15 protein-coding genes are annotated in these 17,361 nt (G+C 59.3%); 10 read left to right on the top strand and 5 right to left on the bottom strand.

Going from position 1 to position 17,361, the window contains the following annotated elements; all coding sequences use genetic code 11:
• Positions 1–51 precede the first annotated feature (51 nt).
• Positions 52–972 carry a D-alanyl-D-alanine endopeptidase gene (pbpG, locus tag ACP4QI_RS14775; RefSeq protein ID WP_142486463.1) on the top strand — a complete coding sequence of 307 codons (921 nt, stop codon included), beginning with the start codon at positions 52–54 and terminating at the stop codon, positions 970–972.
• Positions 973–1,062: 90 nt separating this feature from the next.
• On the opposite strand, the gene ACP4QI_RS14770 is transcribed toward pbpG, so the two are convergent.
• Together ACP4QI_RS14770 and dld are read right to left on the bottom strand one after the other, a co-directional pair.
• Positions 1,063–1,617, bottom strand: a complete 555-nt coding sequence (locus tag ACP4QI_RS14770; protein ID WP_142486462.1) for a GNAT family N-acetyltransferase — start codon at positions 1,615–1,617, stop codon at positions 1,063–1,065.
• Between the two features lie 104 nt (positions 1,618–1,721).
• Positions 1,722–3,479, bottom strand: a complete 1,758-nt coding sequence (gene dld, locus ACP4QI_RS14765; RefSeq protein ID WP_426495243.1) for a D-lactate dehydrogenase — start codon at positions 3,477–3,479, stop codon at positions 1,722–1,724.
• 189 nt (positions 3,480–3,668) lie between these two features.
• Between dld and bglX the strand changes: the two genes are divergently transcribed.
• From bglX to ACP4QI_RS14740, 5 genes are all read left to right on the top strand, one after another.
• Complete coding sequence (gene bglX / locus ACP4QI_RS14760) at positions 3,669–5,966, top strand: beta-glucosidase BglX (RefSeq protein WP_231311884.1); 2,298 nt, start codon at positions 3,669–3,671, stop codon at positions 5,964–5,966.
• A gap of 188 nt (positions 5,967–6,154) precedes the next feature.
• On the top strand, positions 6,155–7,072 hold the full coding sequence (gene osmF / locus ACP4QI_RS14755; protein WP_142486455.1) for a glycine betaine ABC transporter substrate-binding protein OsmF: 918 nt from the start codon (positions 6,155–6,157) through the stop codon (positions 7,070–7,072).
• 15 nt (positions 7,073–7,087) lie between these two features.
• Positions 7,088–8,245, top strand: coding sequence for an ABC transporter permease (locus ACP4QI_RS14750; RefSeq protein WP_304599202.1), 1,158 nt, complete (start codon positions 7,088–7,090; stop codon positions 8,243–8,245).
• Positions 8,238–9,173 carry an ABC transporter ATP-binding protein gene (locus ACP4QI_RS14745; protein WP_426495244.1) on the top strand — a complete coding sequence of 312 codons (936 nt, stop codon included), beginning with the start codon at positions 8,238–8,240 and terminating at the stop codon, positions 9,171–9,173. Before ACP4QI_RS14750 ends, ACP4QI_RS14745 begins: the two co-directional genes overlap by 8 nt.
• Positions 9,170–9,907 carry an ABC transporter permease gene (locus ACP4QI_RS14740; RefSeq protein ID WP_156264233.1) on the top strand — a complete coding sequence of 246 codons (738 nt, stop codon included), beginning with the start codon at positions 9,170–9,172 and terminating at the stop codon, positions 9,905–9,907. The genes ACP4QI_RS14745 and ACP4QI_RS14740 overlap by 4 nt, the downstream gene beginning before the upstream one ends.
• Here the strand turns inward: ACP4QI_RS14740 and ACP4QI_RS14735 are convergent.
• Positions 9,882–9,995, bottom strand: coding sequence for a protein YohO (locus ACP4QI_RS14735; RefSeq protein WP_072036698.1), 114 nt, complete (start codon positions 9,993–9,995; stop codon positions 9,882–9,884). The two genes, ACP4QI_RS14740 and ACP4QI_RS14735, sit on opposite strands and share 26 nt — an antisense overlap.
• A 59-nt stretch (positions 9,996–10,054) precedes the next feature.
• On the bottom strand, positions 10,055–10,789 hold the full coding sequence (gene mlrA, locus ACP4QI_RS14730) for an HTH-type transcriptional regulator MlrA (RefSeq protein WP_156264232.1): 735 nt from the start codon (positions 10,787–10,789) through the stop codon (positions 10,055–10,057).
• Between the two features lie 217 nt (positions 10,790–11,006).
• Here mlrA and ACP4QI_RS14725 point away from each other — a divergent pair, with 217 nt between their 5' ends.
• Genes ACP4QI_RS14725 through ACP4QI_RS14715 form a run of 3 tightly spaced genes read left to right on the top strand, consistent with a single transcriptional unit; the run spans position 11,007 to position 13,926 of the window.
• Complete coding sequence (locus tag ACP4QI_RS14725; protein ID WP_142486448.1) at positions 11,007–12,692, top strand: sensor histidine kinase; 1,686 nt, start codon at positions 11,007–11,009, stop codon at positions 12,690–12,692.
• Positions 12,689–13,408 (top strand): two-component system response regulator BtsR, encoded by a 720-nt coding sequence (gene btsR / locus ACP4QI_RS14720; protein ID WP_106995315.1) that lies wholly within the window; start codon positions 12,689–12,691, stop codon positions 13,406–13,408. The genes ACP4QI_RS14725 and btsR overlap by 4 nt, the downstream gene beginning before the upstream one ends.
• A gap of 47 nt (positions 13,409–13,455) precedes the next feature.
• Positions 13,456–13,926, top strand: a complete 471-nt coding sequence (locus ACP4QI_RS14715; RefSeq protein ID WP_231311888.1) for a YehS family protein — start codon at positions 13,456–13,458, stop codon at positions 13,924–13,926.
• 119 nt (positions 13,927–14,045) lie between these two features.
• On the opposite strand, the gene metG is transcribed toward ACP4QI_RS14715, so the two are convergent.
• A complete protein-coding gene (gene metG, locus ACP4QI_RS14710) occupies positions 14,046–16,079 on the bottom strand; it encodes a methionine--tRNA ligase (RefSeq protein WP_142486444.1) in 2,034 nt (677 codons plus the stop codon).
• A 165-nt stretch (positions 16,080–16,244) separates the two neighbouring features.
• Here metG and apbC point away from each other — a divergent pair, with 165 nt between their 5' ends.
• Positions 16,245–17,354: an iron-sulfur cluster carrier protein ApbC gene (gene apbC, locus ACP4QI_RS14705; protein ID WP_285128107.1), complete on the top strand. Its 1,110-nt coding sequence runs from the start codon at positions 16,245–16,247 to the stop codon at positions 17,352–17,354.
• The last annotated feature ends 7 nt before the right edge of the window (positions 17,355–17,361 follow it).

Below are 17,361 nucleotides of genomic sequence, written 5' to 3'. Positions count from 1 at the left end.
CCCGGGCGGTGTACGTTATTACGTGCATGAATAATTATCAGAAATCTCACCATGCTGAAATTCCGCGTTTCTTTACTGAGTCTTGCGCTGTTGCTGGCTGTGCCAGTGGCGACCCCGGCGATCGCCAAACCTGCCGCTGTGGCTACGGCGGCACAGCCGGAGATTGCCTCCGGTAGCGCTATGATCGTCGATCTGAATACCAACAAAGTGATCTATTCCAGCCACCCGAATCTGGTGCGCCCGATCGCTTCGATTACCAAATTAATGACCGCGATGGTGGTGCTGGATGCCCGACTGCCGCTGGATGAAAAACTGCGCGTCGATATCAGCCATACGCCGGAGATGAAAGGGATCTACTCCCGCGTGCGTCTGAACAGTGAAATCAGCCGCAAAAATATGCTGCTGCTGGCGCTGATGTCCTCGGAAAACCGCGCCGCGGCAAGCCTCGCGCACCACTATCCGGGCGGCTATGACGCGTTTATCCGGGCGATGAATGCGAAGGCGAAGGCGCTGGGGATGGTGCAGACGCACTTTGTGGAGCCAACCGGCCTGTCGATTCATAACGTCTCGACGGCGCAGGATCTGACGAGACTGCTGATTGCCACCAAACAGTATCCGCTGCTCGGTCAGCTCAGCACCACCCGCGAAGAGATGGCAACCTTCTCGAACCCGGCGTATACCCTGCCGTTTCGTAATACCAACCATCTGGTCTACCGCGACAACTGGAATATCCAGCTGACCAAAACCGGCTTTACCAATGCCGCAGGCCACTGTCTGGTGATGCGTACGGTCTTTAATGGCAAGCCGGTGGCGCTGGTGGTGATGGATGCCTTTGGCAAATATACCCACTTTGCCGATGCCAGCCGTCTGCGTACCTGGATTGAAACCGGGAAGGTGCAGCCGGTACCGGCCGCGGCCCTGAGCTATAAAAAGCAGAAGGCCGCCCAGATGGCGACCGCGCAAAACGATTGAGTTGTCTGTAAATGCCGGGTGGCGCTGCGCTTACCCGGCCTACTCAACCCGTAGGCCCGTGCAAGCGTAGCGCCGCCGGGCAATACCGCTTTATTCCGGCAGCGTCCAGTCACCGTCGTTGAGGGGGCGCTGCAAAATCAGCGTATCGCGCCAGTCACCTTTCTTGTATCCCACGCTTCTTAGCTGTCCCGCCACTTCGAATCCGTGCTTTTTATGCAGGCGTAAGGAACCGGCATTGTTGGGCCCGTCCCCGACGATAGCGATCATCTGCCGCCACGGCCCCTCTTCACTGCGGGCAATCAGGGCGCTCAGCAACGCGCTGCCAAAGCCGCGCCCGGGCGTGCTGGCCTCGACGTAAATCGACTCCTCAATGGTGTAACGGTACCCGGGACGGGGGCGATAGTGGGTGGCATAACAGTAGCCCACCACAATCCCCCGATAGAGCGCCACCAGCCACGGCAAACCCTGGCTGGTCACCGCGTTCATACGCTGGCGCATTTCGTCTACGGTAGGGGGAACCTCTTCAAAGGATGCGCGACCGTGAAGGACGTGCCAGGCGTAAATGCCAGCAATGGCATGCGCGTCCTCCGCCTCAGCATCGCGAACCTGTACGTCAGTTTCAGAGAAAGTTTCAACAGCCGACATAATATGTCCGCTCCTCATCAAAAAAAGCCAGAGAAAAAGTTTCTCTGGCGACCCGTGGCTACTCTAGTACGATTTGTATGGGCTTAACAGCGGGCCCAATCTGGCTAACTGGTTTGATCAGTAGCTTGCAAGTCATTACTCACTGTTTCAGGTTCCCCTTCCCAGTTTTTATGCTTGGTTGTTTTGCCAATGCCCGGGTTCATGCTGTTTGTCGGGTCGTTGGCGCGATAAAACTGCTTTAATGCGGGCGGGGCTTCGTAAATGTGACCGACATTATGTTCCGCCGGATATTGCGCGCCGCGCGCCTGTAGCAAGGCCAGCATCTGCGCCTTCAGGGCGTGGGCATCGACCCCTTTTTTGACGATGTAATCCTGATGGAAGACGTAACACATAAAGTGGCCGTAATAGAGCTTATGCACCAGCTGGCTGTCGATCTCCGGCGGCAGCTTCTCGAACCAGTCGGTGTCGTTGCGGCGCAGGGCGATGTCCAGGGCCAGAATGTCCTCCACCTCGTCGGCGTGCACCGCCTGATAGCGGATCGCGGCCCCGGCAGCGGCAAAGCGGTGTAAAAAGGCCTTGCTGCCCTCTTCAGGCGTACAGGCGAAGAAATCGCCCTCGGCGGTTTTAAAGAATTCGCTCAGCCAGCTCTGCGCTTCGGCAATACCGTCGCCCGCCATCTTCAACAGCAGGTGATGCTCGTACTTATCCCGCCAGCTTTTCATCCGCGGCGGCAGGTGCGCCGGGAAGGCGTTGCCCAGCTTTTGCATAAAGCGGTCGGTAAAGTGCGGCTTAAACAGCGACACCTTCTCCAGCATCGCATCGGTGCGTCCCTTCATGGTGAAGAAGAAAGGCATCTTGTCGGTGCCGAGCTTGTCGATCATCAGGAAGGTATCTTTGCCGTAGCGTTCGGCAATGTCGTAAATATCCCGGTGCATATACTCACCCGCGACCGGCAGGTGGGTGAACTCCCCGAGAATGTGGCGGCGGATGGTGGTCAGCACTTCAGGCTGGTTGGTGCCGATGTAGAACACCTGCTGGCGTTTCTCGGCCGGGAAGGTGTCGAGGCGCACGGCGAAAACCGCCAGCTTGCCCGCGCAGCCGGACGATTCAAACAGGCGATCCGGGTCGGCGTTATAGCGCGCCGGGGTGTCGGCGTCGATCTCACGCACGCGGGTAATGTAGTCATGGTCGTGGGCGTGGCGTCCGTCGTGCAGCACATCGCTGTCCTTGACGCGATCGTCATCCAGCTTGCTGAGGATCTGCTCCGGCGTGACGCCCAGATCGATACCCAGATGGTTCACTAACGTCAGCTTGCCCTGCTCATCAATGCGGGCGAACAGCGACATTTCAGTGTAGGCCGGGCCGCGCTGTACCAGCGAGCCGCCGGAGTTGTTGCAGATCCCGCCGATCACCGAGGCGCCAATACAGGACGAGCCAATCACCGAATGCGGCTCCCGGCCCAGCGGCTTCAGCGCCTTTTCCAGGGAGTAGAGCGTGGTGCCCGGATAGGCCAGCACCTGCTCGCCCTTGTCCAGCAGATGCAGCTTGTCGAGGCGCAGGGTGCTGATAATCACAATGTCGCGGTCGTAATCGTTGCCGTTCGGCGTGGAGCCTTCGGTCAGGCCGGTATTCGCCGCCTGCATCAGAATAATTTTGTCCGCCGCCACGCAGGCGCTGAGCACCCGCCACAGCTCCAGCAGGGTGCCCGGGAACACCACCGCCAGCGCGTCTCCTTGTCCGGAGCGAAAGCCCTTGCGGTAGCGGGCGGTTTTCGCGGCGTCGGTCAGCAGGTGCGCAGGCCCCACCAGTCGCGTCAGGTCATTAATAAAGTCGGTGTTATTGTGCGGTTGTTCAAAAGACATCATCCACCCCTTGTGGTCAGTCGAATACGTCGTCCAAAATCATAGCGCGATTAATGTTTAAGCGAACCAGTATTCACCAGAAAAATCAGAGAATAAACCCTGCAAGGTTCACAGGGTTTATGGCACACTGCGCTTTTCGTACGGTCTGGCCGCGACTATCCGGCGGTTATTGATGAGAGAGTAAACGAGATGAAATGGCTTTGTTCTGTAGGTGTAGCTGTGAGTCTGGCGCTGCAACCCGCGCTGGCTGACGACCTGTTTGGCAATCATCCGCTGACGCCGGAAGCCCGCGACGCCTTTGTCACCGATCTGCTTACGAAGATGTCGGTCGATGAGAAAATCGGCCAGCTGCGTCTGATCAGCGTCGGGCCGGATAATCCGAAAGAAGCCATTCGCGAGATGATTAAAAACGGGCAGGTGGGGGCGATCTTCAACACCGTCACCCGTCAGGACATCCGCAAAATGCAGGATCAGGTGATGGAACTCAGCCACCTGAAAATCCCGTTATTCTTCGCCTATGACGTGGTCCACGGCCAGCGTACCGTCTTCCCGATTAGCCTTGGCCTGGCCTCCTCCTTTAACCTCGAGGCGGTGAAAACCGTCGGCCGCGTGTCAGCCTATGAAGCGGCGGACGACGGTCTGAACATGACCTGGGCGCCAATGGTAGACGTCTCCCGCGATCCGCGCTGGGGCCGCGCCTCGGAAGGCTTCGGGGAAGATACTTACCTGACCTCGACCATGGGTAAAACCATGGTTGAAGCGATGCAGGGCAAAAGCCCGGCCGATCGCTACTCGGTGATGACCAGCGTTAAGCACTTCGCCGCCTATGGCGCAGTGGAGGGCGGGAAGGAGTACAACACCGTCGACATGAGCCCGCAGCGCCTGTTTAACGACTACATGCCGCCGTACAAAGCCGGTCTTGATGCCGGGAGCGGCGCGGTGATGGTGGCCCTGAACTCCCTGAACGGCACGCCTGCGACCTCGGATTCCTGGCTGCTGAAAGACGTGCTGCGCGACCAGTGGGGCTTTAAGGGCATCACCGTTTCCGACCACGGGGCGATTAAAGAGCTGATCAAGCACGGCACGGCCTCTGACCCGGAAGACGCGGTGCGGGTGGCGCTGAAGTCCGGCATCAACATGAGCATGAGCGACGAGTACTACAGCAAGTACCTGCCGGGTCTGGTGAAGAGCGGTAAGGTCACTATGGCCGAGCTGGACGACGCCACGCGCCACGTGCTGAACGTGAAGTATGACATGGGGCTGTTTAACGATCCGTACAGCCACCTGGGGCCAAAAGAGTCCGACCCGGCAGACACCAACGCCGAAAGCCGTTTACATCGTAAAGAAGCCCGCGACGTGGCGCGCGAAAGCCTGGTGCTGTTGAAAAACCGTCTGGACACGCTGCCGCTGGCAAAATCCGGTACCGTGGCAGTGGTTGGGCCGCTGGCTGACAGCAAGCGCGACGTGATGGGCAGCTGGTCAGCGGCCGGCGTGGCCGATCAGTCCGTGACCGTGTTGACCGGCATTAAAGACGCGCTGGGCGACAAGGGCAAGGTGATTTACGCCAAAGGCGCTAACGTCACCAGCGACAACGACATCGTCACCTTCCTCAACCAGTATGAAGAGGCGGTGAAGGTCGATCCGCGCCCGGCGCAGGAGATGATCGACGAGGCAGTTAACGCCGCGAAGCAGTCCGACGTGGTAGTGGCCGTAGTGGGTGAAGCCCAGGGCATGGCCCATGAGGCCTCCAGCCGCACCGATATTACCCTGCCGCAGAGCCAGAAGGCGCTGATTGCCGCACTGAAAGCCACCGGCAAACCACTGGTGCTGGTGCTGATGAACGGTCGCCCGCTGGCGCTGGTTGACGAGAACCAGCAGGCTGACGCGATTCTGGAGACCTGGTTCGCCGGTACCGAAGGCGGTAACGCCATTGCCGACGTGCTGTTTGGCGATTACAACCCGTCGGGCAAACTGCCGATGTCCTTCCCGCGCTCTGTCGGGCAGATCCCGGTGTACTACAGCCACCTCAACACTGGCCGTCCGTACAATGCGGATAAACCGAACAAGTACACCTCGCGCTATTTCGACGAAGCGAATGGCCCGCTCTATCCGTTTGGCTATGGCCTGAGCTACACCACCTTCACCGTTTCCGACGTGAAAATGTCGGCTCCGACGATGAAAGCGGACGGTAACGTCACCGCCAGCGTCGAAGTGACCAACAGCGGCAAACGCGAAGGGGATACGGTGATCCAGATGTACGTCCAGGATGTCACCGCCTCCATGAGCCGTCCGGTGAAACAGCTGCGTGGCTTCGAGAAGGTGCACCTGAAACCCGGCGAAACCAAAACCGTCAGCTTCCCGATTGACGTGGATGCGCTCAAGTTCTGGAATCAGCAGATGAAATACGCCGCCGAGCCAGGCAAGTTCAACGTCTTTATCGGCGTCGACTCTGCCCGGGTGAACAAGGGCGAGTTCGAGCTGCTGTAAATAACGTCCGGCAGTAAGGTAAAAGCACAGCGGTAACCTCCGGGTTACCGCTTTTTTTGTAAGCCCCAAAGGTACATCTCCACCCGGCAATACGCTAATACGCCTCGCACCGCGCTAAAACCCCGCTTATCGACTACGCTTTTCTCTCAAGCCACTGAAAACGGCGGCAAAATAATGAGGAAAGTGGGATGACTATCTTAAAGGGGATTGTTGGCTCAACGGCGCTGCTGGCGGCGTTGAGCCTGCCTTTGCAGGCAGCAGAGCCGGTAAAGGTCGGGTCAAAAATTGATACGGAAGGCGCGCTGCTCGGCAACATCATTTTGCAGGTGCTGGAAAGTCACGGCGTAAAAACCGTTAATAAAGTGCAGCTGGGCACCACCCCGGTGGTTCGCGGGGCTATCACCTCCGGCGAGCTGGATATCTACCCGGAATACACCGGCAACGGGGCCTTCTTCTTTAAAGATGAAAATGACCCGGCGTGGAAAAATGCAAAGAACGGATATGAGAAAGTCAAAAAGCTCGACGCCGAGCAGAACAAGCTGATATGGCTTACCCCGGCGCCGGCCAACAACACCTGGACCATCGCGGTACGCAAGGACGTGGCGGAGAAAGGTAAACTCACTTCCCTCGACGATCTCAGCCGCTACCTGAAAGAGAAGGGCGATTTCAAACTGGCCGCCTCGGCGGAGTTTATTGAGCGCCCGGACGCGCTTCCGGCCTTTGAAAAAGCCTACGACTTCAAGCTTGACCAAAGCCAGCTGCTGTCGCTGGCCGGCGGCGATACCGCGGTCACCATCAAAGCAGCAGCCCAGCAAACCTCGGGCGTGAATGCCGCGATGGCCTATGGCACCGACGGCCCGGTAGCGGCGCTGGGTCTGCAAACCCTCACCGATCCAAAAGGCGTTCAGCCGATCTATGCGCCGACGCCGGTCGTGCGCGAAGCGGTGCTGAAGGCTTACCCGGAGCTGGACGCGTGGCTGAAGCCGGTATTTGCAAGTCTGGATGAGAAAACCCTGCAACAGCTGAATGCCAGCATTGCGGTGGAGGGGCTGGATGCCAAAAAAGTGGCGGCAGATTACCTGAAGCAAAAGGGGCTGGTGAAGTAGCCCCGGGATAGCGCTGTGCCGATAAGATGCCATAACCGCGTCCTGCTGCTGCTGACGATGATTGCCCTGGCAGCGGGCGCGTTACCTTTCGTCAACTTCGCCCCTAACCGGCTGGTGTCCGGGGAGGGGCGCGCCCTCTGGCAGGTGTGGTCGTTTTCTCCTGCGCTGCTGCTGTTACCGCTGTGCCTGCTGATTGGGTTAACCGTTGCCCGCGGACGCTGGGCGCTGGCGGCGACGCTGGTGGCGTGCGAACTGCTGTTCGCCGCGCTGGTCTGGAGCGCCGGGCTGGCGGCATCCCACCTTGCCAGCAGCGAAAGTCCGCTGGCGCGCACTGCGGTGGGCAGCGGCCTGTGGTTGTGGCTGGCGCTCTGCCTGCTGGCCTGCAGCGATGCCATCCGTCGTCTCAGCCCGCAGCCACTCTGGCGCTGGCTGCTACAGGTGCAAATCTGGATCCTGCCGCTGCTGCTGTTATTCAGCGGCGAGCTCAACAGCCTCTCCCTGTTGAAAGAGTACGCCAACCGCCAGGATGTCTTTAACGCGGCCCTTGCGCAACATCTGACCCTGCTGGTAGGTACCCTGGTTCCGGCGCTGCTGATCGGCGTGCCGCTGGGGATCCTCTGTTATCGTCGCCCGCCGACGCAGGGGGCGGTGTTTGCGGTATTGAACGTCATTCAGACCGTGCCTTCCGTGGCGCTGTTCGGCCTGCTGATTGCCCCGCTCGCCGGGCTGACCCGCGCCTGGCCATGGCTGTCGTCGCTGGGGATTGCCGGGACCGGCATGACTCCGGCGCTGATCGCGCTGGTGCTCTATGCCTTGCTGCCGCTGGCGCGCGGGGTAGTGGCAGGGCTGAGCCAGGTACCCACCGAGGTGCTGGAGAGCGCCGATGCGATGGGGATGAATACCCGGCAGCGCTTCTGGCAGATCCAGCTCCCGCTGGCGCTACCGGTGCTGCTGCGCGGCCTGCGGGTGGTGGCGGTACAGACGGTAGGGATGGCGGTCATTGCGGCATTAATCGGTGCCGGGGGCTTTGGCGCGCTGGTGTTCCAGGGGCTGCTGAGCAGCGCGCTGGATCTGGTGCTGCTGGGCGTGATCCCGACCATCGTGCTGGCAGTGGTGGTGGATGCGCTCTTTGCCCTGTGGATCGCCCTGCTGCGAAGGAGAACCGATGATTGAATTTCATGATGTAAACAAAACCTTTGCCGGGGAGCCCGCGGTCAGCGATCTGAACCTGACCTTTGCCGAGGGGGCTTTTTCGGTGCTGATAGGCACCTCGGGGTCGGGCAAATCGACCACCCTGAAGATGATCAACCGGCTGGTAGAGCACGACAGCGGCCTGATCCGCTTTGCCGGGCAGGAGATCCGCAGCCTGCCGGTGCTGGAACTGCGTCGGCGGATGGGCTATGCCATTCAGTCCATCGGACTGTTTCCGCACTGGACGGTGGCGCGCAATATCGCCACCGTGCCGCAGCTGCAAAAATGGCCCCGGCAAAAAATCAACGATCGGGTGGATGAGCTGATGGCGCTACTCGGGCTGGAGCCGGCGCTGCGCGAACGCTACCCGCATCAGCTCTCCGGCGGACAGCAGCAGCGGGTGGGGGTGGCTCGCGCCCTGGCCGCTAACCCGGAGGTGCTGCTGATGGATGAACCCTTTGGCGCCCTCGATCCGGTGACCCGCAGCGCGTTGCAGCTGGAGATGACCCGCATCCACCGCATCCTGGGCCGTACCATTATTCTGGTCACCCACGATATCGACGAGGCCCTGCGGCTGGCGGACCAGTTGGTGCTGATGGATCACGGCAGGGTGGTGCAGCAGGGAACACCGCTGACCCTGCTGACCCAGCCCGCGAATGGGTTCGTGCGCGAGTTTTTTGGCCGCAGCGAGCTGGGCGTGCGCCTGCTGTCGCTGCGCACGGTGGGTGAATCGATGCGCCGGGAAATCGCACCGGGCGAGGAAACCCCGCTGCGGGTGTCCATGAGCCTGCGGGATGCGCTCTCGGCCTTTGTCAGCAGCGGCAGTGAAAGCCTGCCGGTGGTGGACGACCAGGACAGGCCCTGCGGCACGCTCTGGTTTCGCGATCTGCTGGCCCGGGAGGCGTCATGAGGCGATTACGCGATCCGCTCCTGTGGCTGGTATTGTTGTTCGTGGCGCTGCTGCTGGTGATGCCCTACAGCGCGCCGCTGTTCAGCGCGCTGTTTCCCGAACTGCCGCGCCCGGTCTATCAGCAGGAGAGTTTCGTTAGCCTGACTCTGTCCCACTTCTGGCTGGTGGGAATATCGAGCCTGATAGCGATCGTGCTGGGTGCCGGGGCCGGGATTGCCGTCACGCGTCCGGCTGGCCGCGAGTTTCGCCCGCTGGTGGAGACAATCGCCGCGGTCGGGCAGACCTTTCCGCCGGTGGCGGTGCTGGCGATTGCGGTGCCGGTGATGGGGTTTGGACAACAGCCCGCGATTATCGCGCTGATCCTCTACGGAGTGTTGCCGATTTTGCAGGCGACGCTGGCGGGGCTGGCGTCAGTGCCCGCAGCGGCCATCAGCGTGGCAGAGGGGATGGGGATGAGCGGCTGGCAGCGGCTGCGCAACGTTGAGCTGCCGCTCGCCGCGCCGGTCATGCTGGCCGGGATCCGCACCTCGGTAATCATTAATATCGGGACGGCGGCCATTGCCTCGACGGTAGGCGCCAACACGCTGGGGACGCCGATCATCATCGGCTTAAGCGGTTTTAATACGGCCTATATTATCCAGGGTGCGCTGCTGGTGGCGCTGGCGGCGATTGTGGTGGATCGCGCGTTTGAGCGGCTGGCGCGGAGCCTCAGCCGACACCGCCACGGACAATAAACGAATATCCGGCCAGCATCACGCCCCCAATACCGCTAACGGCCATGAGAAAGAACAGGGTGATAACCGCGACTTTGGTTGCCTTCATAATGTGCTCCTGATGTTAACAGAGCGATTATACGGTGAAGCACGGCTGTTAATGAACCATTAATTGCCTTTTAGCGGGAACACGGGATAGCCATGCGCCTGCCACTGGGTGAGCTGCTGCTCCTGCGCCGCCGTCGGTGACTCGCCGCACCAGACCAGCAGCGTCTGTCCGTCGAACAGCTCCGGGCGCAGCTGCACCAGCGAGTGTGCCAGCACGTCGACGCGCCAGCCATCCTGCGCGGCAATCCACGCCTCCAGCCAAAGGCGGGTGGTATCCTGCACGTTCCAGCCAACAACCAGCGCATCCTTGCTGTTCTTCTTTCGCGCGGTGGCCAGACAGATGCAGATGTAGTTGATCAGCACCCCATCGAGTGCACTTAGAAGCGCCTGCAGGGTAGGCTGCTGCGACTGTAAACGTCGGCGTAACGGAATAAACAGGTGCGAAATTAACGTTTGCGCAGGGTATTCGCTCCCGCGCTCCTTGAGCCAGACGCGCAGGCGATGCAGATGGCCGGACTGCAGGTAACGCAGCAGCACCTCCTGCTGTTCGCGCCAGATGTCCTGCTCCTCCTGACCCTCCGGGCTCAGTAGCGTTTTAACCTTACCGACCTGAACGCCGTTATCGATCCAGCCCTTGATCTCACGGATGCGGTCGATATCCGCATCGGTAAACAGCCGGTGTCCGCCGTCGGTTCGCTGTGGTTTGAGTAATCCGTAACGTCGTTGCCATGCGCGTAACGTTACAGGATTGATATCACACAGGAGTGCCACTTCCCCAATCGTGTAGAGCGCCATGTTATCCCCCGGCTTGCACATACCCAGATTAACTGTAGACGCAGAATGCCGAACCAGGAAGGATCCCTCTTTTTTTGCCCTGTGAATGTGAATTTCAGATTACATTGGGCGAAAGGTGTGATGCCTGGCACGAAAACACATTTTTATCCTTATGCTGCCAGGAAAGTTAACGCGCTTCGGTGTATGTTACGCGGTTTTACAGTTGTGGTTTGTGGGCATGTACGAATTTAATCTGGTGTTGCTGCTGCTTCAGCAGATGTGTGTGTTTCTGGTCATCGCGTGGCTGATGAGTAAAACACGTCTGTTCATCCCCCTGATGCAGGTCACCGTTCGCCTGCCGCACAAGCTGCTCTGCTACGTCACCTTCTCCATCTTCTGCATTCTCGGCACCTATCTGGGCCTGCATATTGAAGACTCCATCGCCAACACCCGTGCGATTGGCGCGGTGATGGGCGGCCTGCTCGGCGGCCCGGTGGTCGGCGGGTTGGTGGGGCTGACCGGGGGGCTGCACCGCTACTCGATGGGGGGAATGACGGCCCTGAGCTGTATGATCTCGACCATCGTCGAAGGGCTGCTCGGCGGTCTGATCCACAGCGTGATGGTCAGGCGCGGTCGCCCGGATAAAGTCTTTAGCCCGCTCACCGCGGGGATGGTCACCCTGGTTGCCGAGCTGGTGCAGATGCTGATCATTTTGCTGATCGCCCGTCCGTTCGAGGATGCCCTGCATCTGGTCAGCAGCATTGCCGCGCCGATGATGGTCACCAACACCGTGGGTGCCGCGCTGTTCATGCGCATTCTGCTCGACAAGCGGGCCATGTTTGAAAAGTACACCTCCGCCTTTTCCGCCACCGCGCTGAAGGTCGCAGCCTCGACGGAGGGGATCCTGCGCCAGGGCTTCAATGAAGAAAACAGCATGAAGGTGGCCCAGGTGCTGCATCAGGAGCTGGATATCAGCGCTGTCGCTATTACCGATCGCGAAAAACTGCTGGCCTTTACCGGCACCGGGGACGATCACCATCTTCCAGGCAGGCCCATTTCGTCCACCTATACGCTTCGCGCCATTGAGACTGGCGAGGTCGTCTACGCCGACGGTAACGAAGTGCCGTACCGCTGCTCGCTGCACCCGCAGTGTAAGCTGGGTTCGACGCTGGTGATCCCGCTGCGCGGTGAAAATCAGCGGGTGATGGGCACCATCAAACTGTACGAAGCGAAAAACCGCCTGTTCAGCTCCATCAACCGTACCCTGGGGGAGGGGATCGCCCAGCTGCTCTCCGCGCAGATCCTTGCCGGGCAGTACGAGCGGCAGAAGGCGCTGCTGACCCAGTCGGAGATCAAGCTCCTGCACGCCCAGGTCAACCCGCATTTTCTGTTTAACGCGCTGAACACCCTGAAGGCGGTGATCCGCCGTGACAGCGAGCAGGCGACGCAGCTGGTGCAGTTTCTCTCGACCTTTTTCCGCAAGAACCTGAAAAGGCCGTCGGAAATCGTCACCCTTGCCGATGAGATCGAGCATGTGAACGCCTATCTGCAAATTGAACAGGCCCGGTTCCAGTCTCGCCTGCATGTCACGCTCTCGGTACCGGACGAACTGGCCTGGCAGCAGCTACCGGCCTTTACCCTGCAGCCGATCGTAGAGAATGCGATCAAGCACGGCACCTCGCAGCTGCTGGGCACCGGAGAAATTGCCATTACCGCCAGCCGCTTCAACCGCTATCTGGTGCTGGATATTGAAGACAACGCCGGGCTTTATACCTCGGCAAAAGAGGGCGGCGGCCTGGGGATGGGGCTGGTGGATAAACGGCTGCGCGCCCATTTCGGTGAGGACTGCGGCATCACCGTGGCCTGCGAGCCCGACAGCTTTACCCGCATAACCTTAAGACTGCCTCTGGAGGAACCCGCATGATGAACGTGCTGATTGTCGATGATGAGCCTTTGGCGCGGGAAAACCTGCGGTTTCTTCTGCAGGAGCAGAGCGATATCGAGATTGTGGGGGAGTGCGCCAACGCCATCGAAGCCATCGGGGCGGTGCACAAGCTGCGCCCCGACGTGCTGTTTCTGGATATTCAGATGCCGCGCATCAGCGGCCTGGAGATGGTAGGGATGCTCGACCCGGAACATCGCCCCTACATCGTGTTTCTCACCGCCTTTGACGAATATGCGGTCAAAGCCTTTGAAGAGCATGCGTTTGACTATCTGCTGAAACCCATCGAAGAGCAGCGGCTGGAAAAGACACTGAATCGCCTGCGCCAGGAGCGCAACGTGCAGGACGTGTCCCTGCTGGCGGAACACCAGCAGCCGCTGAAGTTTATCCCCTGTACCGGCCACAGCCGCATTTATCTGCTGCAGATGGACGACGTGGCCTTTGTCAGCAGCCGGATGAGCGGGGTGTTTGTCACCAGCGGTGAAGGCAAAGAGGGCTTTACCGAGCTGACGCTGCGCACCCTGGAGAGCCGCACGCCGCTGCTGCGCTGCCATCGCCAGTATCTGGTGAACATGGCGCACCTGAAAGAGATCCGCCTGGAAGAGAACGGTCAGGCCGAGCTGGTGCTGCGGGCCGGGCAGACGGTGCCGGTCAGTCGTCGCTACCTGAAGAGTTTGAAGGAGGCGATAGGGCTGTAAAACTGCTACACTGCGCGCCATAGCATCATCGACAGTTAAAGGCACACATGATTAGCAATGACATTCTTCGTAGCCTGCGCTACACCCTGAAAGCAAACAATAACGACATGGTGCGCATTCTGGCGCTTTCCGATATGGAATCCACGTCGGCAGGTTTCGATACCTGGATGACCAAAGAGGATGAGGAGGGTTTTGTTCGCTGCCCGGACATTATCCTGTCAGGCTTCCTGAACGGTCTTATCTATGACAAGCGCGGCAAAGATGAGTCCGCGCCTGAACTGGCGCTTGAGCGCCGGGTGAACAACAACACGGTGCTGAAAAAGCTGCGTATCGCCTTTTCCCTGAAGACCGATGATATTCTGGCCATTATGACCGAGCAGAAATACCGCGTCTCGATGCCGGAAATCACCGCCATGATGCGCGCGCCGGATCATAAAAATTACCGCGAGTGCGGGGACCAGTTCCTGCGTAACTTCCTGCGCGGGCTGACCCATCGAGTGCATCACCCGAAAGCGTGATTTGTTTGCCCGGCGGCGCTGCGCTTGCACGGGCCAACGGGTTATGTAGGCCGGGTAAGGCGAAGCCGCCACCCGGCAAAAAGGCATAAAAAAAGCCGGATTTTAATCCGGCTTTTTCGTTATTTCACCTGCTGACCCGGCTTCGCGCCTTCGTCAGGGCTTAACAGGAAGATATCCTTCCCGCCAGGGCCTGCGGCCATCACCATCCCTTCCGAGATGCCGAAGCGCATTTTACGCGGGGCCAGGTTGGCAACCATCACGGTCTGACGACCAATCAGCACCTGCGGGTCCGGATACGCGGAACGGATGCCGGAGAAGACGTTACGCTTCTCGCCGCCCAGATCCAGCGTCAGGCGCAGCAGCTTGTCAGAGCCTTCCACAAACTCAGCGTTTTCGATCAGCGCCACGCGCAGGTCGACTTTAGCGAAATCGTCGAAGCTGATGGTCTCCTGAATCGGATCGTCCGCCAGCGGGCCAGTTACCGGCGCTGCTGCGGCCTTCACTTCTTCTTTAGAGGCGTCAACCAGAGCTTCAACCTGCTTCATCTCGATGCGGTTGTACAGCGCCTTGAAGGCGTTCAGCTTATGGCCGAGCAGCGGTTGGTTAATGCTGTCCCAGCTCAGTTCGGTATTCAGGAACGCTTCGGTACGCGCGGCCAGCTGCGGCAGAACCGGCTTCAGATAAGACATCAGTACGCGGAACAGGTTGATACCCATGGAGCAGATTGCCTGCAGGTCGGCATCGCGGCCTTCCTGTTTCGCCACAACCCACGGGGCCTGCTCGTCAACGTAGCGGTTAGCCAGATCGGCCAGGGCCATGATCTCACGTACCGCTTTGCCGAACTCGCGGCTTTCCCAGGCTTCGCCAATCACGGTAGCCGCGTCGGTGAAGGTTTTGTACAGGGCTGGATCTGCCAGTTCAGCCGCCATCACCCCGTCAAAACGTTTGGCGATAAAGCCCGCGTTACGGGAGGCCAGGTTCACCACTTTGTTAACGATGTCGGCGTTGACACGCTGGACGAAATCTTCCAGGTTCAGGTCGATGTCGTCAATGCGGGAAGAGAGCTTCGCCGCGTAGTAGTAGCGCAGGCTGTCGGCGTCAAAGTGGTTCAGCCAGGTGCTGGCCTTGATGAAGGTGCCGCGTGATTTGGACATCTTCGCGCCGTTCACCGTTACATAGCCGTGCACGAACAGGTTGGTTGGCTTGCGGAAGCCGCTGCCTTCCAGCATCGCAGGCCAGAACAGGCTGTGGAAGTAGACAATGTCTTTGCCGATGAAGTGATACAGCTCGGCGTCGGAATCTTTTTTCCAGTATTCGTCGAAGCTGGTGGTGTCGCCGCGCTTGTCGCACAGGTTCTTGAAGGAGCCCATGTAACCGATAGGCGCATCCAGCCAGACGTAGAAGTATTTGCCCGGCGCGTTCGGAATTTCAAAGCCGAAGTACGGCGCATCGCGGGAGATATCCCACTGCTGCAGACCGGACTCAAACCACTCCTGCATCTTGTTCGCCACCTGCTCCTGCAGCGCACCGCTGCGGGTCCACGCCTGCAGCATTTCGCTGAACGACGGCAGGTCGAAGAAGAAGTGCTCGGAGTCACGCATCACAGGGGTTGCGCCGGATACCACGGACTTCGGCTCAATCAGCTCGGTCGGGCTGTAGGTCGCGCCGCACACTTCGCAGTTGTCGCCATACTGATCCGGAGATTTACATTTCGGGCAGGTGCCTTTCACAAAACGGTCCGGCAGGAACATGCCTTTTTCTGGATCGTAGAGCTGAGAGATAGTGCGGTTTTTAATAAAACCGTTCTCTTTCAGACGGGTGTAGATCAGCTCCGACAGCTCGCGGTTCTCGTCGCTGTGCGTGGAGTGATAGTTGTCGTAGCTGATGTCGAAGCCAGCAAAGTCCGTCTGATGCTCCTGACTCATATCAGCAATCATCTGCTCCGGGCTGATACCAAGCTGCTGTGCTTTCAGCATGATTGGCGTGCCGTGTGCATCGTCTGCACAGATGAAGTTTACCTGATGGCCGCGCATTCGCTGGTAACGGACCCAGACATCAGCCTGGATATGCTCCAGCATGTGGCCGAGGTGGATTGAGCCGTTAGCGTACGGCAGAGCGCACGTCACCAGAATTTTTTTCGCGACTTGAGTCATAGTAGGTATTACTTCTTTTATCTGTAAAAAGGGTTTTTGATGTTACCCGAAAGGTAATAACTACGCCAAGTGATAAGGGCATTAATCCGTAAATGAATAATTGCTGTCTCTGGGGTAAACTTTGTAGTTACATGTCTTTTTCAGAACAACTACAAAGGAGTCGGGATGAGTTCTCAATCCCAGGCCAAATCACCGGAAGCCTTGCGTGCAATGGTCGCCGGGACGCTGGCTAATTTTCAGCACCCCACCCTGAAGCACAATCTCACCACGCTGAAAGCGTTACATCACGTGGCGTGGCTGGATGACACTCTGCATGTCGAACTGCAGATGCCGTTCGTCTGGAACCACGCGTTTGAGACGCTGAAAGAGGAAACCAGCGCTGAGTTGCTGCGCATCACCGGGGCGAAGGCGATTGACTGGAAATTGTCCCACGCCATCGCCACCCTGAAGCGGGTGAAGAACCACCCGGGCATTAACGGTGTGAAGAATATTATCGCCATCAGCTCCGGCAAGGGTGGAGTCGGCAAATCCTCCACCGCCGTGAACCTGGCGCTGGCGCTGGCCGCCGAAGGGGCGAAGGTCGGTATTCTGGATGCCGATATCTACGGCCCGTCGATCCCGAACATGCTGGGCGCGGAAAATCAGCGTCCGACCTCGCCGGATGGCACCCATATGGCGCCGATCATGGCTTACGGTCTGGCGACCAACTCGATTGGTTATCTGGTGACCGATGACAACGCCATGGTGTGGCGCGGGCCGATGGCCAGCAAAGCGCTGTTGCAGATGTTGCAGGAGACCATGTGGCCGGATCTCGATTATCTGGTGCTGGATATGCCGCCGGGTACCGGTGACATTCAGCTGACGCTGGCGCAGAACATCCCGGTGACCGGGGCGGTAGTGGTCACCACGCCGCAGGACATCGCGCTGATCGACGCCAAAAAAGGCATCGTGATGTTCGAGAAGGTTGAGGTGCCGGTGCTGGGCGTGGTCGAAAACATGAGCATGCACATCTGCAGCAACTGTGGTCATCACGAGGCGATCTTTGGCGCAGGCGGGGCGGAGAAGCTGGCGGCGCAATATCACACCCAGCTGCTGGGCCAGATGCCGCTGCACATTACGCTGCGTGAAGATCTCGACAGCGGGAAGCCGACCGTGGTTAACCGTCCTGAAAGTGAGTTTGCTGAGATGTACCGCCAGCTGGCGGATCGCGTCGCGGCACAGCTTTACTGGCAGGGGGAAGTGATCCCGGCCGACATCGCGTTCCGCGCGGTGTAACACTTGC

Origin of the sequence: Leclercia sp. TB492 (assembly GCF_049974505.2) — a bacterium.
Taxonomy (GTDB): Bacteria; Pseudomonadota; Gammaproteobacteria; order Enterobacterales; family Enterobacteriaceae; genus Enterobacter; species Enterobacter adecarboxylatus_C.
Note: the sequence above shows the minus strand (reverse complement) of the source record. Positions and strands in the feature narration are given on the sequence as shown.

What these genes read in the sequence shown, in the direction of transcription:
- pbpG (WP_142486463.1), top strand. Translation starts at nt 52, where the DNA reads ATGCTGAAATTCCGCGTTTCTTTACTGAGTCTTGCGCTGTTGCTGGCT.
- bglX (WP_231311884.1), top strand. Translation starts at nt 3,669, where the DNA reads ATGAAATGGCTTTGTTCTGTAGGTGTAGCTGTGAGTCTGGCGCTGCAA.
- dld (WP_426495243.1), bottom strand. Translation starts at nt 3,479, where the DNA reads ATGTCTTTTGAACAACCGCACAATAACACCGACTTTATTAATGACCTG.
- ACP4QI_RS14745 (WP_426495244.1), top strand. Translation starts at nt 8,238, where the DNA reads ATGATTGAATTTCATGATGTAAACAAAACCTTTGCCGGGGAGCCCGCG.
- ACP4QI_RS14770 (WP_142486462.1), bottom strand. Translation starts at nt 1,617, where the DNA reads ATGTCGGCTGTTGAAACTTTCTCTGAAACTGACGTACAGGTTCGCGAT.
- mlrA (WP_156264232.1), bottom strand. Translation starts at nt 10,789, where the DNA reads ATGGCGCTCTACACGATTGGGGAAGTGGCACTCCTGTGTGATATCAAT.
- ACP4QI_RS14735 (WP_072036698.1), bottom strand. Translation starts at nt 9,995, where the DNA reads ATGAAGGCAACCAAAGTCGCGGTTATCACCCTGTTCTTTCTCATGGCC.
- ACP4QI_RS14715 (WP_231311888.1), top strand. Translation starts at nt 13,456, where the DNA reads ATGATTAGCAATGACATTCTTCGTAGCCTGCGCTACACCCTGAAAGCA.
- osmF (WP_142486455.1), top strand. Translation starts at nt 6,155, where the DNA reads ATGACTATCTTAAAGGGGATTGTTGGCTCAACGGCGCTGCTGGCGGCG.
- apbC (WP_285128107.1), top strand. Translation starts at nt 16,245, where the DNA reads ATGAGTTCTCAATCCCAGGCCAAATCACCGGAAGCCTTGCGTGCAATG.
- btsR (WP_106995315.1), top strand. Translation starts at nt 12,689, where the DNA reads ATGATGAACGTGCTGATTGTCGATGATGAGCCTTTGGCGCGGGAAAAC.
- ACP4QI_RS14740 (WP_156264233.1), top strand. Translation starts at nt 9,170, where the DNA reads ATGAGGCGATTACGCGATCCGCTCCTGTGGCTGGTATTGTTGTTCGTG.
- ACP4QI_RS14725 (WP_142486448.1), top strand. Translation starts at nt 11,007, where the DNA reads ATGTACGAATTTAATCTGGTGTTGCTGCTGCTTCAGCAGATGTGTGTG.
- metG (WP_142486444.1), bottom strand. Translation starts at nt 16,079, where the DNA reads ATGACTCAAGTCGCGAAAAAAATTCTGGTGACGTGCGCTCTGCCGTAC.